At 60.8% G+C, this 15,331-nt stretch carries 15 protein-coding genes; 10 read left to right on the forward strand and 5 right to left on the reverse strand.

Going from position 1 to position 15,331, the window contains the following annotated elements:
* Window positions 1–10: 10 nt before the first annotated feature.
* The 5 genes from V8J81_RS00860 to V8J81_RS00880 all read left to right on the forward strand — a co-directional run bounded on the left by V8J81_RS00860 (window position 11) and on the right by V8J81_RS00880 (window position 5,426).
* Complete coding sequence (locus V8J81_RS00860) at window positions 11–787, forward strand: IclR family transcriptional regulator (RefSeq protein WP_368473862.1); 777 nt, start codon at window positions 11–13, stop codon at window positions 785–787.
* Window positions 788–925: 138 nt separating this feature from the next.
* A complete protein-coding gene (locus tag V8J81_RS00865) occupies window positions 926–1,918 on the forward strand; it encodes a TRAP transporter substrate-binding protein (RefSeq protein ID WP_368473863.1) in 993 nt (330 codons plus the stop codon).
* Window positions 1,919–1,993: 75 nt separating this feature from the next.
* Window positions 1,994–2,527 (forward strand): TRAP transporter small permease, encoded by a 534-nt coding sequence (locus V8J81_RS00870; protein WP_368473864.1) that lies wholly within the window; start codon window positions 1,994–1,996, stop codon window positions 2,525–2,527.
* The gene (locus V8J81_RS00875; RefSeq protein ID WP_368473865.1) at window positions 2,524–3,819 is read left to right on the forward strand and encodes a TRAP transporter large permease; all 1,296 of its coding nucleotides are present in this window, start codon (window positions 2,524–2,526) and stop codon (window positions 3,817–3,819) included. The genes V8J81_RS00870 and V8J81_RS00875 overlap by 4 nt, the downstream gene beginning before the upstream one ends.
* 5 nt (window positions 3,820–3,824) lie before the next feature.
* Window positions 3,825–5,426: an N-acyl-D-amino-acid deacylase family protein gene (locus V8J81_RS00880; protein ID WP_368473866.1), complete on the forward strand. Its 1,602-nt coding sequence runs from the start codon at window positions 3,825–3,827 to the stop codon at window positions 5,424–5,426.
* Here the strand turns inward: V8J81_RS00880 and V8J81_RS00885 are convergent.
* Entirely contained in the window at window positions 5,411–5,848 is a 438-nt protein-coding gene (locus tag V8J81_RS00885; protein ID WP_368473867.1) for an Lrp/AsnC family transcriptional regulator, read from the reverse strand. The genes V8J81_RS00880 and V8J81_RS00885 overlap by 16 nt on opposite strands.
* 126 nt (window positions 5,849–5,974) lie before the next feature.
* Here V8J81_RS00885 and V8J81_RS00890 point away from each other — a divergent pair, with 126 nt between their 5' ends.
* Window positions 5,975–7,030 (forward strand): saccharopine dehydrogenase family protein, encoded by a 1,056-nt coding sequence (locus tag V8J81_RS00890; RefSeq protein WP_368473868.1) that lies wholly within the window; start codon window positions 5,975–5,977, stop codon window positions 7,028–7,030.
* Here V8J81_RS00890 and V8J81_RS00895 read toward each other — a convergent pair.
* Both V8J81_RS00895 and V8J81_RS00900 read right to left on the reverse strand, forming a co-directional pair.
* Window positions 7,027–7,779: an aspartate/glutamate racemase family protein gene (locus V8J81_RS00895; protein WP_368473869.1), complete on the reverse strand. Its 753-nt coding sequence runs from the start codon at window positions 7,777–7,779 to the stop codon at window positions 7,027–7,029. The genes V8J81_RS00890 and V8J81_RS00895 overlap by 4 nt on opposite strands.
* Window position 7,780: 1 nt before the next feature.
* Window positions 7,781–8,458 (reverse strand): GntR family transcriptional regulator, encoded by a 678-nt coding sequence (locus V8J81_RS00900; RefSeq protein WP_368473870.1) that lies wholly within the window; start codon window positions 8,456–8,458, stop codon window positions 7,781–7,783.
* A gap of 99 nt (window positions 8,459–8,557) precedes the next feature.
* On the opposite strand from V8J81_RS00900, the gene V8J81_RS00905 reads away from it, so the two are divergent.
* Window positions 8,558–10,249 carry a thiamine pyrophosphate-binding protein gene (locus tag V8J81_RS00905; protein ID WP_368473871.1) on the forward strand — a complete coding sequence of 564 codons (1,692 nt, stop codon included), beginning with the start codon at window positions 8,558–8,560 and terminating at the stop codon, window positions 10,247–10,249.
* Here the strand turns inward: V8J81_RS00905 and V8J81_RS00910 are convergent.
* Complete coding sequence (locus V8J81_RS00910; protein ID WP_368473872.1) at window positions 10,246–11,145, reverse strand: LysR family transcriptional regulator; 900 nt, start codon at window positions 11,143–11,145, stop codon at window positions 10,246–10,248. The two genes, V8J81_RS00905 and V8J81_RS00910, sit on opposite strands and share 4 nt — an antisense overlap.
* A 96-nt stretch (window positions 11,146–11,241) precedes the next feature.
* Between V8J81_RS00910 and V8J81_RS00915 the strand changes: the two genes are divergently transcribed.
* Complete coding sequence (locus V8J81_RS00915; protein WP_368473873.1) at window positions 11,242–12,363, forward strand: enolase C-terminal domain-like protein; 1,122 nt, start codon at window positions 11,242–11,244, stop codon at window positions 12,361–12,363.
* A gap of 5 nt (window positions 12,364–12,368) precedes the next feature.
* Here the strand turns inward: V8J81_RS00915 and V8J81_RS00920 are convergent, their stop codons facing one another.
* A complete protein-coding gene (locus tag V8J81_RS00920; RefSeq protein WP_368473874.1) occupies window positions 12,369–12,884 on the reverse strand; it encodes a winged helix DNA-binding protein in 516 nt (171 codons plus the stop codon).
* Between the two features lie 134 nt (window positions 12,885–13,018).
* Between V8J81_RS00920 and V8J81_RS00925 the strand changes: the two genes are divergently transcribed.
* Both V8J81_RS00925 and V8J81_RS00930 read left to right on the forward strand, forming a co-directional pair.
* Window positions 13,019–14,263: an NAD(P)/FAD-dependent oxidoreductase gene (locus V8J81_RS00925; protein WP_368473875.1), complete on the forward strand. Its 1,245-nt coding sequence runs from the start codon at window positions 13,019–13,021 to the stop codon at window positions 14,261–14,263.
* A 51-nt stretch (window positions 14,264–14,314) separates the two neighbouring features.
* Window positions 14,315–15,304: a TRAP transporter substrate-binding protein gene (locus V8J81_RS00930; RefSeq protein ID WP_368473876.1), complete on the forward strand. Its 990-nt coding sequence runs from the start codon at window positions 14,315–14,317 to the stop codon at window positions 15,302–15,304.
* Window positions 15,305–15,331 lie beyond the last annotated feature (27 nt).

Below are 15,331 nucleotides of genomic sequence, written 5' to 3' on the forward strand. Positions count from 1 at the left end.
GGACGGCTAAATGGACGGCGAGCGTGCACGCGAAACCATACCAACCAACCTCCGGCTCCTGATGGTGCTGGAGGAGGTGGCGCGGGCCGGCGTGCCTGTCACGCCGACAGAGGTCAACGCGACCCTCGAATTGCCCAAGCCCACAATTCACCGGTTGTTTTCCACGCTGGAGGATGAAGGGTTCTTGCAACGCGACATGGACGGGCGGACCTATTCTCCTGGTCCACGGATGCGGTCGCTGGCTGCCTCCACAATGTCCAGCCTCCGTATTCGAACGGCGCGACAAGCGATCCTCAAGCGGTTGAGCCGTGAAATTGGTGAAACCTGCAACATCGCGCTGCCGGACCGCGATGCGATGATCTACCTGGAACGGGTGGAGACGGAGTGGCCGCTTCGTATCCAGCTTCCGCAAGGCTCGCGCGTGCCGTTTCATTGCACGGCGTCTGGCAAGATGTACCTCAGCTCGCTCGCGCCGAACCACCTGCAACGCTATTTGAACGCCACGACCCTGACAGAACAGACGGACAATACGATAACCGGCCGCGAGCAATTGTTGGCAGAGCTGGGTGAGGTCAAACGCAATGGCTACGCTCTGGACCGCGAAGAGTTCATGCAAGACATGATTGCCATGGCTGTGCCCATTCTCGATCCGAACCGGCGCCTGATGGCGACCTTGTCCTTCCACGCGCCGACCCAACGCTTCGACACGGATCGCGCCGTTACCTACCTTGATGCGCTTCGCGAAGCCTCGTCCGAATTGTCGCTTCTGATTGAGGGCGACGTCTGACGCTTTTTGCGCGCCCGCGCCCTTTTCACCATCGTCATCACGCGCCCAACAAGCTGGGTGTTTCTGCAGGAATCGTTAGGCGGTTACAAAAAGCCGTGCCAAGCTTCTGGAAAACGAAGACCAAAAGGGAGATTGGAAATGGGTTTTCATCTGAAGACGGCGGCGGCTGTCGCAGCGATTGCCATGACGGCGACCAGTGTCGCAGCACAAGACATCACGATGAACGTGGGCTTCGGCGCGCCAGAGGATTCACTTTACGGGCGCTTTGGCGCAATCTTTGAGGAACTGGCCGAGGAATATACCGGCGGCTCCGTCGATGTGCGCCTGCGCTGCTGCAACCAGATTGCGACCGAGGATGAAGGCTTCCGCGCGATGCAGCTTGGAACCGTCGATGGCTTTTTCATCACCGCCAACAATGTCTCGCCCCATTGGCCGCTGATGGATGTGACGGTTCTGCCATACATCTTCCAGGACACGTCGCACATGGCCCGTGTGATCGACGGTGAAGTGGGTGATTTCATCCGCGCGCAACTGCTGGAAGATACGGGCGTGCACCTGCTGTCCTTCGGTCCGGCGCTTTACCGCGATTTCTACAATTCCGTCCGCCCGGTTGAGACGATGGCCGATATGGAAGGTCTGCGCATCCGTACGCCAAATAACGCGGTGATGCTGGCAACGTTTGAGGCATTCGGCGCGAACCCAGTGCCGCTAGCCTGGTCGGAAACACCCACGGCGCTGCAGACTGGCACGGTGGACGGTGGCGACAATGGTACGTCATTCATCCGAGACATGAGCTTCTATGAGTTTATGCCGAACCTCGTGATCCTCGAGCATTTCGTGGCCATGGCCCCCTTGTTTGCCTCGTCTTCGTTCATGGAGCGCCTCAGCGAAGAACAGCGCGAACAGATCATGCGTGCCGCTGTCGATGCCGGGAACCGCTTCAGTGAAGAAGTTCGGACAGAGACCGAGGAAGTGCGTACATGGCTGGTCGAAGAAGGCGGCATGACCCGCACCGACCCCGACCGCGCGGACTTCATCGCCGCCGCACAAGTCGTGCAGCAGGAAGTCGCCGCCGAGCGTGGGCAGGAGTTTGTTGATCTGGTCAACATGATCAACGCCGCCGCCGAATAATTCGCAGAACACGACACGGGGCCGCCCGCACCGGTGGCCCCGTTCTTTCTGACCTCACGCCGAAAGGGACAGGCGATGGTCGTTCTCAGATGGTTAGAAAAGCACTTCGAGGAGGCGATCTGCTGCATCGCCCTTGTCGTTATTGCATGCGCGGTGTTTGCGCAGGTGCTGGCCCGCTACGTCTTTGAAATCGCGCTGCATTGGACGGAGGAAACCGCCGCCATCGCAATGGTTTGGGCCGTCTACATGGGCGCATCGCTTTGTGTGCGCGAACGGTTCCACATCCGCATTCTGGTGGCCGTTCAGGCCCTGCCGACAGGTATGGGCAAGTTCGTGATCTTCATGGCCGACATCGCATGGGCCTTCTTCTGTGTGATCATGCTGAAAGTTTCGTGGGAATATCTGACGGTCCTATGGCAATTCCCGTCGCGCTCTCCATCCCTGCGTATCAACGAATTCTACCCTCAGACCATCCTCGTGATCGGCTATGCGTTCATGTTGGCGCGTTTGCTGCAGACCTACATCCTGTGGTTCCGGGATGGGGCGGAGGGTTTGCCGGGCATGTTGGCCGAAGACGGCGATGCCCCGGATGAGGAGCATCTGTTTTGAACGAGCTTCTGATCCTCGCGCTGGTCTTCACCGTCCTGGTGGTGATGGGCGTGCCGCTGTTCGCCGCCGTGGGTCTGACGACGGCGTTGGCCCTGTTCCTGATCGAAATCCCCTACACACTGCTGGCGCAGACAGGCTATTCCAGCCTTACGCCCTTTCCGCTGCTGACCATTCCACTCTTCGTGCTGGCGGGTCGATTGATGGAAACAGGCGGCATGGCGAACCGAATGATCGGGATCGCCACCAAATTGGTCGGTGCTTATCGCGGCTCAATGGGCCTGGTGACGGTTTTCGCCTGTATGCTTTTTGGCGCACTGTCAGGGTCCGGCCCTGCGACCACCGCCGCCATCGGCTCGGCCACCGTGCCCGCGATGAAGAAGGACGGCTATGATGTTCCCTTCGCCGCCGCCATCACGGCCAGCGCGGGTGCTTTGGGCAGTCTGATTCCGCCATCGAACCTGATGATTATCTACGGCCTCGTGTCGGAAACCTCGATCCCACGTCTATTCCTTGCAGGCATCTTGCCGGGCATTCTCGTCACAGGCTTGCTGATGCTGACCACCTACCTGATCGCACGCAAACGCGGCTATGGCGGCGGTGGCGATCCGTTCGTCTGGCGCCCGTTCCTTGAGGCCGCGTGGGAGGGCAAATGGTCCATCGGCGCGCCCGTCCTGATCCTGGGCGGCATCTATGGCGGCATCTTCACACCCACTGAAGCCGCCGGTGTGGCCGTCTTCTACGCGCTTTTCGTGGGCCTTTTCATCTATCGTGAGCTGACGCCGAAAAAGGTGCTTGAGGCGCTGCGCTTCACCGCCCTCCTCACCGGCATCCTGATCCTGCTAACGCCAACTTTGGCGTTCGGTCAGCTCACGGCTTTCTACGACGTACCGGCCGCCGTTCAGGCCGGGATCACCTCCATCACCACCAACCCGTTCCTCGTGCTGATGCTGATCGGCATCTTCTACATCTTCATCGGCACGTTCATGGAAAGCCTCGCGCAGATCGTGCTGTTCACGGCCGTCTTCCTGCCGCTTGTCACATCCCTTGGCATTGATCCCGTCCTCTTCGGCATCTTCACCGTCATCACCTGCGAAATCGGCTTTCTGACACCACCCCTGGGCGCGAACCTGACGATTGCTTCGCGTATCTCGGCCATCTCGCTGGAGCGCATCTCGGTCGCCGTCCTGCCCTTCATCGCGGCCTATATCGTTGGCATGATCATCATTATCCTGATCCCTGAATTGACATTGGCCTTGCCCAACTGGGTCTACGGCCCCGCATCGGTGAGGTGACGCCCATGTTCGACACGATCCTGAAAGGCGGCGAGGTTTACGACGGCACCGGTGCCGCGCCGCAGATTACGGATGTCGGCATCAAAGACGGCATGATCACTGAGGTGGGGCCGATCAATGCGGATGCAGGCGACGTGATCGACGTCTCGGGCCTCGCCGTATCCCCCGGCTTTGTCGACATGCACACCCATTCCGATTTCACGCTCATCGCTGATGGCCGCGCCGAAAGCCAGGTGCACCAGGGCGTGACGACCGAAGTGATTGGCCAATGCGGCATTTCCTGCGCGCCGGTCTGTTCGCACAAGGCGATCCGGCAGGTCAGCCCCTGGTTCACCGAAAAAGCCAAGCACCGCAAATGGCTGGGGTTTGGCGAATACCTCGACGTGCTGGACGACACCGATTTGGGCGTGAACGTGGTGGCCTTTGTGGGCCACGGCACGATCCACCGCGCAATCCTCGGGGATGAACTGCACGCGGGCGAGCCGGATGACGTGGCTGCAATGGCCAAGCTGGTCGATCAGTGCATGGAAGAAGGGGCAGGGGGTTTTTCCAGCGGGTTGGAATACTTCCCCGGCATCCTCGCCGCCCCCGATCACCTTGTGCCGATGGTGGAGGTTGCAGCGAAATACGGTCGCCTCTACGCCACCCATGTCCGCAACCGCGACACCGAATACGACCTGGGCTTTACTGAGGCTATGGGCACCGCGCGGCAGGCGGGTGCTCGCCTTCAGATCAGTCATATCCAACCCAAGTTCGGCGCACCGGGACATGCGATGGAACACACGCTGGAGATGATCGAACTGGCCCGCCAGCATGATGGTGACATTGCCTTCGACGTAATCCCGCACGATTGGAACCATACGCTGATGGCAGCCATCCTGCCGAAATGGGCGCAGGCGGGTGGAATCGACGATGTCCTCAAACGCCTTGCCGACCCGGCGGCGCGTGAACGCATAAAGGCGAACCCCAAACCCATGTGGCTCATCGTCAAGGCGCGACAGTGGAAGGATATCGTTCTGCTGAACGCGACCGAGAACAAGGATCTAGTCGGTGCCGATTTCGAGGAGATCGGACGAATGCGCGGGGTCGATCCCTATGACGCTGTCCTCGATATTCTGCTGGAAGAGGGCGACAACCTGATGGCCACGATGTGGTCGTCCAAGAGTTTCCGCAATTCCGATGTAGAGCTCTGCCTCAGCCAGCCGGAATGCGCTGTTATCTCCGACACCGTCGCTATCGCCAATGACGGCATTCTCAGCGACCATATCGGCTCGCTCAGCGGGTACGGTTGGGCCGCCCGCTTTCTGCAATACTACGTCCGTGATCGGGGCATCCTGAGTCTTGCGGAAGGTCTTGCGAAAATTACATCCGTGCCTGCAAAACGTCTTGGGCTGAAGGCGCGCGGGCAGCTCAAACCCGGCTATCACGCCGATATATGCGTCTTTGATCCGGCTGCGATCTCCAGCAACGCCACAGCCCGGCACCCGCGCCGCTATGCCTCGGGCATCGCCCATGTGCTGGTCAATGGCACACTGTCCATGCGCAATGGGCAGCGCATGCCGTCCAACAATGGTCAGGTCCTGCGGGAGTTTCAGGGGGCCGGCTGACGCGGCTTGACCGTGGTCAGCCGAATATGGCTTTGCGTTTCAGCCACTTCGGGCAAGGCACGGATCCGGTCGAGCACCTTGTCGAGTTTCGCCAAGGATGCCGCGCGCACTTCCACAACCAGATCGAACGTGCCGCTGAGCGTGTGAATGTCGAGGATTTCGGTTACGCGCTGCAGTGACCGGATTGCAGCCCGCCCATCATCGGCGTTGAGCCGGATCAATGTGAACGCGCTGACCTGCGTGTCGTCCTCCCCGGGTGCGAGATCAACGGTGAAACGGTTGATCACTTTTTTCTGCACCATCCGGTCGATCCGGTTCTGAACCGTCCCACGAGACACGCCAAGCTCTTTCGCCAAAAGCGTGGCTGAGGCCCGCGCATCCCGTGTCAGCAATTGCAGCAGGTGTTGGTCAAGATCATCCATACAGCAACCCTCGGGTACACCTGACAATTTGTCAAAAAACTAACGATATGCGCAAAGAAATCCCGTTCTGATTGGCGCCCCTTTACGGTCAAATGACCGAAAGAAACGGCGAGCAGGGGCAAAGACATGCAAAAGATCGCAGTGCTGGGGCTTGGTAAGGTGGGCACTCTGGCGGCAGAGCTGCTGCACGCCTCCGGCTTCATGGTGACAGGCATCGATGTCGCGCCACGCGGCCATCTGCCCTTTCCCGTTCAGTCCCTCGACCTCACCCACACAGACGCTGTCGAGACGCTCTTTGCCGACCAAGATGCCGTCCTGTCCTGCCTTCCCTTTCACCTCAACACACCTCTGGCCGAAGTCGCCCACCGCACCGGCATCGCCTATTTCGACCTGACCGAGGATGTGCCGACGACCAACCGCATCATCGAGCTTAGCAAAAGCGCCAAACGCCTGATGGCCCCGCAATGTGGGCTTGCTCCAGGGTTTAGCGGGATCGTTGGCGCCTCGCTGATTGCAAAGCTGGACAACTGCCGATCCTGCAAGATGCGTGTCGGGGCCCTGCCGCAGCACCCCACCGGCCTGATGGGCTATTCGTTCAACTGGTCGCCCGAAGGGGTGGTCAACGAATACCTCAACGATTGCGAGGTGATTGAGGAGGGAGAGCGGAAGATGATCTCCCCCATGGAGTGGATCGAAGACATCTATATTGACGGCATGAAGTTGGAGGCCTTCACGACCTCAGGCGGCCTCGGCACTATGTGCGACACCTACCACGGCACCGTCGCCAATATCGACTACAAGACCATGCGTTACCCCGGCCACGCGAAGCTTATGAATTTCTTCTTTCATGAGCTTTTGATGCGCGAACGGCGGGAAGAGGCCGGGGCCATCCTCGTTAATGCCAAGCCGCCCGTCGACGATGACATCGTCTATGTCCACGCTTCGGCAGAAGGCATGTTGGAAGGCGCGCTGCGGCGGTTCGAATTCGTGCGCGGCTATCGCCCGCTGAAGGTCGCTGGCAAACAGCGAACCGCGATTTCGTGGACCACGGCGGGTTCAGTCGTTGCGGTCATCGAAATGGTGCGTGACGGCAAATTGCCCGCGACCGGGTTTCTGAAACAGGAAGACATCGCGCTGGACGCTTTTCTTGCGACGCCAACGGGCGGCCTCTACGCCGCCTAGCGCCAATCATCGAGGTGATTTGAGAAGCGCCGTGGCATCAGGCCCGCCTGGAACCACGTAATCATTGAATGGATCGAGTAGACAGGCCGCCCAACATGGGCCCGGATGTCGGCGGCGAAGGGCACCATGTTGGTGCACTCCAACAGGATCGCTCCGGTCCGCGGATGCGCCTGAACCAACGCGTCCGCCCCCTGCAAAAGGTCTGTCCGGCAGGCGTCAAAGTCGATCTCCGCCTCATCCCCAAGGATCGCGCGTGTGAACTCAGCTCCACCATCCGTGCCCATAACCGGCGTGCCTTCGGGAACCTGCGCAGCCTTCAGATGCGCATCGGTCAGGGTCTCGGCTGATATGGTCAGAACCGAGACGTGCTGTTCCTTCGGCAAGGTCGCCGCCATCATCGGCGCCTGCATCAGCGAAGACGTGGCGACCGGCACCCCGAGAGCGTCTGCCAATTCATCCTGCAACAGGGCCAGAAACCCGCAATTGGTCGCGATCCCGTCGCACCCCATCGCGACCAATTCGCGCCCGGCTTCGATGAAATCCTCCACCCGTGCCGTCGCATCGCCGCGCACCACATTGTCCGGCGTTGCGCCACGCACCACACGGAACTGCACCGGGAACGGCCAGCTCAGCGCGTTTCCGATATCGCCGGGAATGCGGGGGAATTGCGTCTCAAGCATCAGAATGCCGACGCTGGCGCCGTATACCGTTTTTCCGCCGCGCGTCTTGGGATTGTTTGACTGCGTCATCTCAACCTGCCCGTACGTAGATCTGGGAAAAGGCGTGTCGCACCGCCTCTGTTGCATCCTCTTTCCGCATTTCGATATGCGCGCGCAAGGTCGCAAGGGCGCGATCGGCATCGCCCTCGCTGAGCGCCTCAAGTATGGCGCGGTGCTCGCTCATCCGATTGGGAGAGGCACCTTCTTGGCTCATGTTGAGCCCGATCATGCGGACATAACGAATGCGTCCGTTGATGTTGGTCAGCATCCGCTCAAGCTCTGCATTGCCGGACAGGCGGACAAGCGACAGGTGAAACGCCTCGTCCATTTCCAGCCGGGTCAGGCGATCGGACGTGCCCTCGTAAAGCGGTTCGGTTGCATCCAGTTCCGCCACCAGCGCGGCAATGTCCGATGCTTCCGCCCGTTGTAGCGCCAGCCTTACCCCCTCGCATTCAACGGCCGCCCGCGCCTCATACAGGTCGAGGATTTGCTCGGGCGTCAGCGCGCGGCAAAAGAAGCCCTGTCCGGCGGTGAAGGTCATATAACCCTCTGATACCAAACGGTTCAGCGCCTCCCGCAGTGGCGTGCGGCTGACCGCCAGCCTCTTGGCCATGGCCCCTTCGATGATGCGTTCTTCCGGCCTGATCTCAAAGTCAGCCGCCATCTGGCGCAATTGAGCTGTCAACCGATCCACGATGTTGTCGGACATGGTGCGTCTGTCCCTTTGCCAAAACACAGCTTGCACAACGATATGCATTCAGGGCTGTATACAGACTTGAATGCAATCAGCCAATCCGGAGATTCGGACATGTCGAACGCACTCAATGGGGCCGACGCGCTCGTCGGAATGCTTCGGGCGCACGGGGTCCGGCATATCTTCGGCTTGTGCGGTGACACCTCGCTTCCGTTCTACGATGCGATGCGCGCGCATGGGGGTGACATCCGCCATGTCCTGACCCGCGATGAACGCTCTGCCACCTACATGGCCGACGCTTACGCACGCGTCACAGGCCGGCCCGGCGTTGCCGAGGGGCCATCAGGCGGTGGCGCGACATACATCCTTCCCGGCCTGATCGAGGCAAGTGAGTCCAGCTACGCCGTCCTCGGCATCACCACGGACATCTCCGTCGGCACTTACGGAAAGTATCCGCTGACCGAAGTGGACCAGAATGCGCTGATGGCTCCGGTCACAAAGTGGAATCAGGTGATTGTGCAAGCCGCCCACATCCCGCGCATGGTCCGAACGGCGTTCCGTGCCATGACGACTGGCCGCTCTGGTGCGGCCCATCTGGGCCTGCCCTACGACATCCAATACGATCCCGTCGATCCGTCTGACATCTGGGCCGATCCCAAACATGCGCGCTTTCCGTCCTACCGCCAGGGCCCCGAACCCGGCGCAGCAGAAGCTGCGGTCGATGCGATCCTGTCGGCAAAATCCCCGCTAATCGTCTGCGGCGGCGGCGTCGTGATTGCCGGCGCGATGGAAGAACTGGCCCGCCTCGCCAACCGCCTCGATATCCCCGTCGCCACCTCCATCTCAGGCCAGGGCGCTTTGGCTGACAGCGACCCGCAATCTGTCGGTGTTGTGGGCTCAAACGGTGGCACGGATGAGACATGGGAGATGATGGAGGCCGCCGATCTGGTCATCTTCATGGGATGCCGCGCAGGCTCCACCACCACGGCGCGGTGGGAGGCCCCCAAACCCGGCGCGCGTATCGTGCATTTTGACAATGATCCAATGGTCATCGGTGCGAATTACCCAACGGAATTGGGCGTTGTGGGAGATCTGCGTTTGTCACTTGCCGCTGTGAACGCCGTCCTTGATGCGAAGGGGCAGGGGGCCGCGACGTTCGGTGGGGCAAAAGCCGTCGCCGATGTCAAAGCCCGCAAATTCGCGCGCTTCAACGAGCTGGCCGAAAGCGAAGAGGCCCCGATCCGCCCCGAACGCATCGTCGCCACGCTGAACCGCATCCTGCCGGAAGATGCCACCATCGTCTCGGACCCCGGCACAAGCTGCCCCTATTTCTCCGCCTACTATCAACAGGCCAGACCGGGCCGTTTCTTCATCACCAACCGGGCCCACGGCGCGCTTGGCTATTCGCTGTCTGCATCGCTTGGCGCGTGGTTCGGGCGTCCGACCTCCAAAACCGTCGCGCTAATGGGCGACGGGTCCTTCGGGTTCACGTGTGGCGAGCTTGAGACAATCACGCGCGCCGGGGCAGACATTACCTTCATCGTCTTCTCCAACTCGAATTTCGGATGGATCAAGGCAAGCCAGATGGCCGATAAAGGCGCGCGCTACTACAACGTGGATTTCAACCGCGTGGATCACGCGGCGGTCGCTGCGGCCTATGGCGTGAAATCGTGGCGAGTAGAGGACCCCGCTGATCTGCAGCGCACGCTGCAAGAGGCCATCACCACCGAAGGTCCAACCCTCGTCGATATCGTCACCCAACCGCTGGAAGAGGCTGCTGCGCCGGTGCGTCGCTGGATGGGTTAACCAACTGTTTCCTGGTGTGCGATTTCCTCAAGCAGCAGCTCCAGAAAGCTTTGCCCCAGCGCAGACATCGGCCGGTCGCGTGAGGTGATCACCATCATGTCCATGGTGATCTTTGGGGCGAACGGGCATGTCACGAACCCGCCGACCTCATCATATTTCAGCAAGAGCGGGTCCAGCAGGGCAACGCCCATACCTTCTTTCACAAAGCTCAGGATGTTCTTGAACAGGTGCGAATGCACCCGGACCGACCATGGAACGCCTGCCGAATGAAAGGCCTCGCGCGTGCGGCGATGGCTCATATGGTCGGGCCCCATGGCGATGAACGGCTCACCCGCCAGCAATTCCGGCGTCAAAACGGGATGTTGCGCTAACGGATTGTCGGCGCGCATCGCAACTTCCATCTCAAGGCTGAAGGGATGCACATCCAACGCATCATAAAGTAGCGGCGTCTCACACACGCCGATCTCGAACAAGCCCGCGACCACCCATTCCTGCACCTTGGGGGAGTATTGCGACTGGAAGGAGATCGACATGTCAGGCCGATCCTCCGCAAAACGCGCGATCAGGCGCGGCATGAACCCGAACGAAAGCGCGTGCTGCGAGGCGACCTGTAGCTGCCCGCCCTGCTTGTTCTGAAGATCGGTGATCGCTTGCCCCACATGATCAAGTCCGCGCACCACCGTATCAACCTCCTGATACAGCACGCCCGCCTCCGGCGTCGGGATAAGCCGCCCGCGCACCCGTTCAAACAGCTTGAACCGTGTCTCCCTTTCGAGCTGAGCAATTAGGTTCGATGTGCCCGGCTGCGATATGCCAAGAACCTGCGCAGCCCCTGTCACGGTGCCCGTCTCGTAGATCGCGTGGAACGCCTGAAGCTGTCTGAATCGAAGAGCCATGCTGCCGGTATATCACTTTTCCTTATGACTATGCCATAATCCGGTATTTGAAATGATGCGTGATCCCCTTCAACGTGTAGTTGCTTGGGGGAGCGTATGGCCGATCACCAACAGATTATTACAGGGTTCAAGCTGTGGCACCTCGCCCTGCCCGTGAACGCGCGCCGCGACCACGGGATCGGATCGGTTGAGCATGCGGTCGACATCGTCGTTTTGCGCCTTACCGCAGAGGGTGGCGAAACGGGCTATGGGGAGGCCTCGCCTTGGGTGGTGTTCACCGGCTCGGCTGAGGCGAGCTATGCCGCGCTGGATCGCTACCTGCGCCCGCTTGTCGTCGGGCGTCCCGTGTCTGACCACGTTTCGATTATGGATCAGGCCCAATGTGCAGTGGCCCATTGTACGGAGGCCAAGGCAGCGCTGGACACCGCGCTCTTTGACCTGCGCGCGCGCCTTGAGGGCCTTCCGGTCTGGGCGCTTCTGGGCGGGCGGTGCCGTGACCGCATCCCGCTGTCCTGCTCCATTGCTGACCCCGACTTCGCCAAGGACCTGATCCTGATGGAGCGCCTGCGCGAATACGGTGTCCGCATCATCAAGCTGAAGACCGGCTTCAAGGGCCATGCCTTCGACATGATGCGGCTCGAACGGCTGCGCGCGGATTTCCCCGAATTCGACATCCGGGTGGACTATAATCAGGGCCTGCACCACGACGCCGCGCTGGCCCGCGTGAGAGATGTGGCACAATTCGCTCCGACCTTCATCGAACAACCCGTTAAGGCCCACCTGCACGATCTGATGGCCCGCATCCGCGACAGTGTTGATGTACCGCTTCTGGCCGATGAAAGCATTTTTGGGCCGGAGGATATGGCGCGCCATGGCGACATCGCCGATGGCGTGTCGATCAAGATCATGAAGACCGGTGGCCTGACCCGCGCGCAGACCGTGGCTCGGATGGCCGCCGCCAAGGGACTGTCTGCTTATGGGGGCGACATGTTTGAGGCAGGGCTCGCCCATCTTGCTGGCACCCACATGATCGCCGCCACGCCAGAGATCACGCTAGGATGTGAGTTCTACCAGGCCAGCTATTTCCTGAAAGAAGACATCCTCGCCACGCCGTTCCCGGTCGAAGACGGCCATGTCATCGTGCCTGACGGTCCGGGCTTGGGGGCAGAGATCAACGAAGAGATATTGGCCAAATACGCGGTGAGGGTCAGCGGATGAACGCCCTAATACGTCGCCGCCGCCCGCGCCGCCTGATCATATTGCCCGGCCATCAGGCGCAAGATGCGGCTCAACCGGCTGACCTGATCCCGCTCGATCCCCAACTCATCCAGCGCTTCAAGCAGCAGGGAATTACGGATGTCGCGGTATTTCTCGCAAACCTCCGCACCGGTGTCCGTCGTTTGAACCGTCTTTTCCTTGCCCTGCCGACCCTCGGCCACCAGCCCTGCCTTGCGCAGCTTTTTGACCGAGTAATTCACGGTGTGCGTGTCCTCTATATTCAGCACCAGACAAATGTCCGCCAGTGTCTTGGGCCGTCCGCGATGGTGGGTGGAATGCAGCACCAGCACGTCCAGCCCCGACAGATCCGGATGCCCCGCCAGCGCAATGGCGCGCATCATCCAGCGGTGGAACCCATGGTTGGCCAGTGTCAGACCGAATTCGAACTCCGAGACTTCGGGAAACCCGCTATCGGCAAGATGCGCGGAGGAAACAACATGCTTGAGATCGGTATCGGACATGTTTTCGATCCTGAGCAACGCGAAGAAAATGTCAACAAAATGTTGACGAAATGTGATTCACGCCCAAAGATGCGAGTCGAAACAGGGGAGGGCGCAGATATGCGGCCAAGGATGGCAATGCCCGGAGTATGCGGATGAGCGCGCATCCTACCGTCGTGATCGGGGCTGGCATCGTGGGGGTTTCCACCGCGATCTGGCTGCGCCGCGCGGGGGTTGAGGTGACGCTGGTCGACCGCGGCGCGCCGGGACAGGGCACCTCCTATGGCAATGCGGGCGTGATCGCCAACTGCTCCATGGTTCCGGTCACGACACCCGGCCTGATCCGCAAAAGCCCAAAAATGGCGCTCGACCCGAACTTCCCGCTGTTCGTGCGCTGGTCCTATTTGCCGAAGATGCTGCCTTGGCTGATTAAGTACCTCGGCAATGCGAACGACGCCGACACGCGCCGCATCTCGCGGGGGCTGACGGAAATCGTGGGCGACGGGGCAGAGCAGCACCACGCCCTGTCCGACAACACGCAGGCATCTAAATGGGTGGTCGATAGCGACTATACCTTTGGCTACGCCGACCGCGCCGCGTTTGAGGCCGACGCCTATGTATGGGGCCTGCGCCGCGAAGCCGGGTTTGACCCCGAGATCATCGAAGGCCCCGCTGTTCGGGAGTATGAGCCCAACCTTGGCGACGACGTCCAATGCCTCGCCGTCATGCGCGACCACGGTCATATCCGAAACCCCGGCGGCTACGTCGCCGCGCTGGCTGAGGAGTTTCAGGCTCTTGGTGGCACGTGGCAGCAGGCAGATGTCTGGGATTTCCGGTTCGAAGGTGACAAGGTCACTGCCGTGGAAACCACGACCGGCCCAATCCTGTGCTCGGATGTCGTGCTGGCCACGGGCGTCTGGTCCAAGCCGCTGATGAAGCGCCTCGGTCTGACCATCCCACTGGAAACGGAACGCGGCTATCACATCGTCTTCGAAGGGGCTGAGAATGGCCCGTCGATGCCGATCATGCTGGCGTCCGGCAAGTTCGTTGCCACGCCGATGGAGGCCGGCCTGCGCTGCGCCGGTGTCGTGGAATTCGGCGGGCTGGAAGCCGGGCCATCGAAAGCCCCCTTCGCCCTTCTGCGTCGCCAAGTGGCGAAAGCGTTCCCACACCTGAAAGCCGCAAATGAAGTCGAATGGCAAGGCCACCGCCCCGCGCCGTCCGACAGCCTGCCGCTGATTGGGCAGGTTGGTCAAACCGGCGTCTATGTCGGCTTTGGACACCACCATATCGGTCTGACAGGCGGCCCTAAAACTGGCCGCCTTCTGGCGCAGATGATGACGGGCCAAACCCCCAACATGGATATGAGCCCCTACGATCCAGCGCGATTTGCGGGCTGAGAGATAACAACAAGAGCAACCAACATCAGACTTCAACAAGGAGAGAAGACAATGAAAACCACCCACATCGCGGTCTGCATGGCCGCAGCCATGGTCGCCTTCCCGGCCGCTGCCGAGACCTGGGATATGCCGATGGCTTACTCGGGCTCCAACTTCCACTCCGTCACCGGCGCAGAATTCGCCCAGTGCGTGACCACCGGCACAGGCGGCGAGATCGAGATCGTGACGCACCCCGGCGGCTCGCTGTTTGCGGGCGCGGACATCAAGCGCGCGATCCAGACCGGGCAGGTCCAGATCGGTGAGCGTCTGCTGTCCGGCCACCAGAACGAAGATGCGCTTTTCGGTTTCGACTCAATCCCATTCCTCGTCGGCTCCTTCGATGAGCATGCGCTTCTTTGGGAAGCCGCCGAAGGCCCGATCCGCGAGCTTCTGGAGGGTCAGAACCTGCACCTCCTCTATTCCGTGCCATGGCCGCCGCAGGGCCTCTACTTCAATCAGGAAGTGAACTCGGTCGCCGATATGGAAGGCATCCGCTTCCGCTCGTACAACAACGCGACGAACCGTCTGGCCGAGCTGACAGGCATGCTGCCCGTCACAATCGAAGCCGCTGAAATTAGCCAGGCCTTCGCAACCGGCGTGGCCTCCTCGATGGTGTCGTCCGGTGCCACTGGCTACGACCGCCGCGTTTGGGAAAGCCTGAGCCACTTCTACGAGGTCGATGCCTGGCTGCCACGCAACTACATCATGGTGAACGGTGATGTGTGGGAAGGCACGTCTGAGGCCAACCAGAACGTCATCAACGCCTGTGCTGAATTGGCAGAGTACGCCGGCACCTGGCGTGCGCGCGAATACACCGGCTTCACGCTGGCCGGCCTCGCCGCTGGCGGCATGACTGTGCAGCCCGCCGGCGAAGAGCTGATGGAAGAGCTTCGTGCGATTGGTGAAACCATGACCCAGGAATGGCTGGAAGCCGCCGGTGAGGAAGGTCAGGCGATCATCGACGCTTACCGCGAAGCGGCTGCGGCGGCTGCGTCCGAATAAGCAAACGCTTTGAAACACAGGGCAGGC

The sequence above is a fragment of the Gymnodinialimonas sp. 202GB13-11 genome (genome assembly GCF_040932485.1).
GTDB lineage: Bacteria > Pseudomonadota > Alphaproteobacteria > Rhodobacterales > Rhodobacteraceae > Gymnodinialimonas > Gymnodinialimonas hymeniacidonis.

Bases quoted from the DNA above. Each gene is read 5' to 3' on its own strand.
- V8J81_RS00885 (WP_368473867.1), bottom strand. From the start codon at position 5,848: ATGGATGATCTTGACCAACACCTGCTGCAATTGCTGACACGGGATGCG.
- V8J81_RS00910 (WP_368473872.1), bottom strand. From the start codon at position 11,145: ATGGCTCTTCGATTCAGACAGCTTCAGGCGTTCCACGCGATCTACGAG.
- V8J81_RS00860 (WP_368473862.1), top strand. From the start codon at position 11: ATGGACGGCGAGCGTGCACGCGAAACCATACCAACCAACCTCCGGCTC.
- V8J81_RS00870 (WP_368473864.1), top strand. From the start codon at position 1,994: ATGGTCGTTCTCAGATGGTTAGAAAAGCACTTCGAGGAGGCGATCTGC.
- V8J81_RS00905 (WP_368473871.1), top strand. From the start codon at position 8,558: ATGTCGAACGCACTCAATGGGGCCGACGCGCTCGTCGGAATGCTTCGG.
- V8J81_RS00920 (WP_368473874.1), bottom strand. From the start codon at position 12,884: ATGTCCGATACCGATCTCAAGCATGTTGTTTCCTCCGCGCATCTTGCC.
- V8J81_RS00880 (WP_368473866.1), top strand. From the start codon at position 3,825: ATGTTCGACACGATCCTGAAAGGCGGCGAGGTTTACGACGGCACCGGT.
- V8J81_RS00890 (WP_368473868.1), top strand. From the start codon at position 5,975: ATGCAAAAGATCGCAGTGCTGGGGCTTGGTAAGGTGGGCACTCTGGCG.
- V8J81_RS00900 (WP_368473870.1), bottom strand. From the start codon at position 8,458: ATGTCCGACAACATCGTGGATCGGTTGACAGCTCAATTGCGCCAGATG.
- V8J81_RS00915 (WP_368473873.1), top strand. From the start codon at position 11,242: ATGGCCGATCACCAACAGATTATTACAGGGTTCAAGCTGTGGCACCTC.
- V8J81_RS00925 (WP_368473875.1), top strand. From the start codon at position 13,019: ATGAGCGCGCATCCTACCGTCGTGATCGGGGCTGGCATCGTGGGGGTT.
- V8J81_RS00895 (WP_368473869.1), bottom strand. From the start codon at position 7,779: ATGACGCAGTCAAACAATCCCAAGACGCGCGGCGGAAAAACGGTATAC.
- V8J81_RS00865 (WP_368473863.1), top strand. From the start codon at position 926: ATGGGTTTTCATCTGAAGACGGCGGCGGCTGTCGCAGCGATTGCCATG.
- V8J81_RS00930 (WP_368473876.1), top strand. From the start codon at position 14,315: ATGAAAACCACCCACATCGCGGTCTGCATGGCCGCAGCCATGGTCGCC.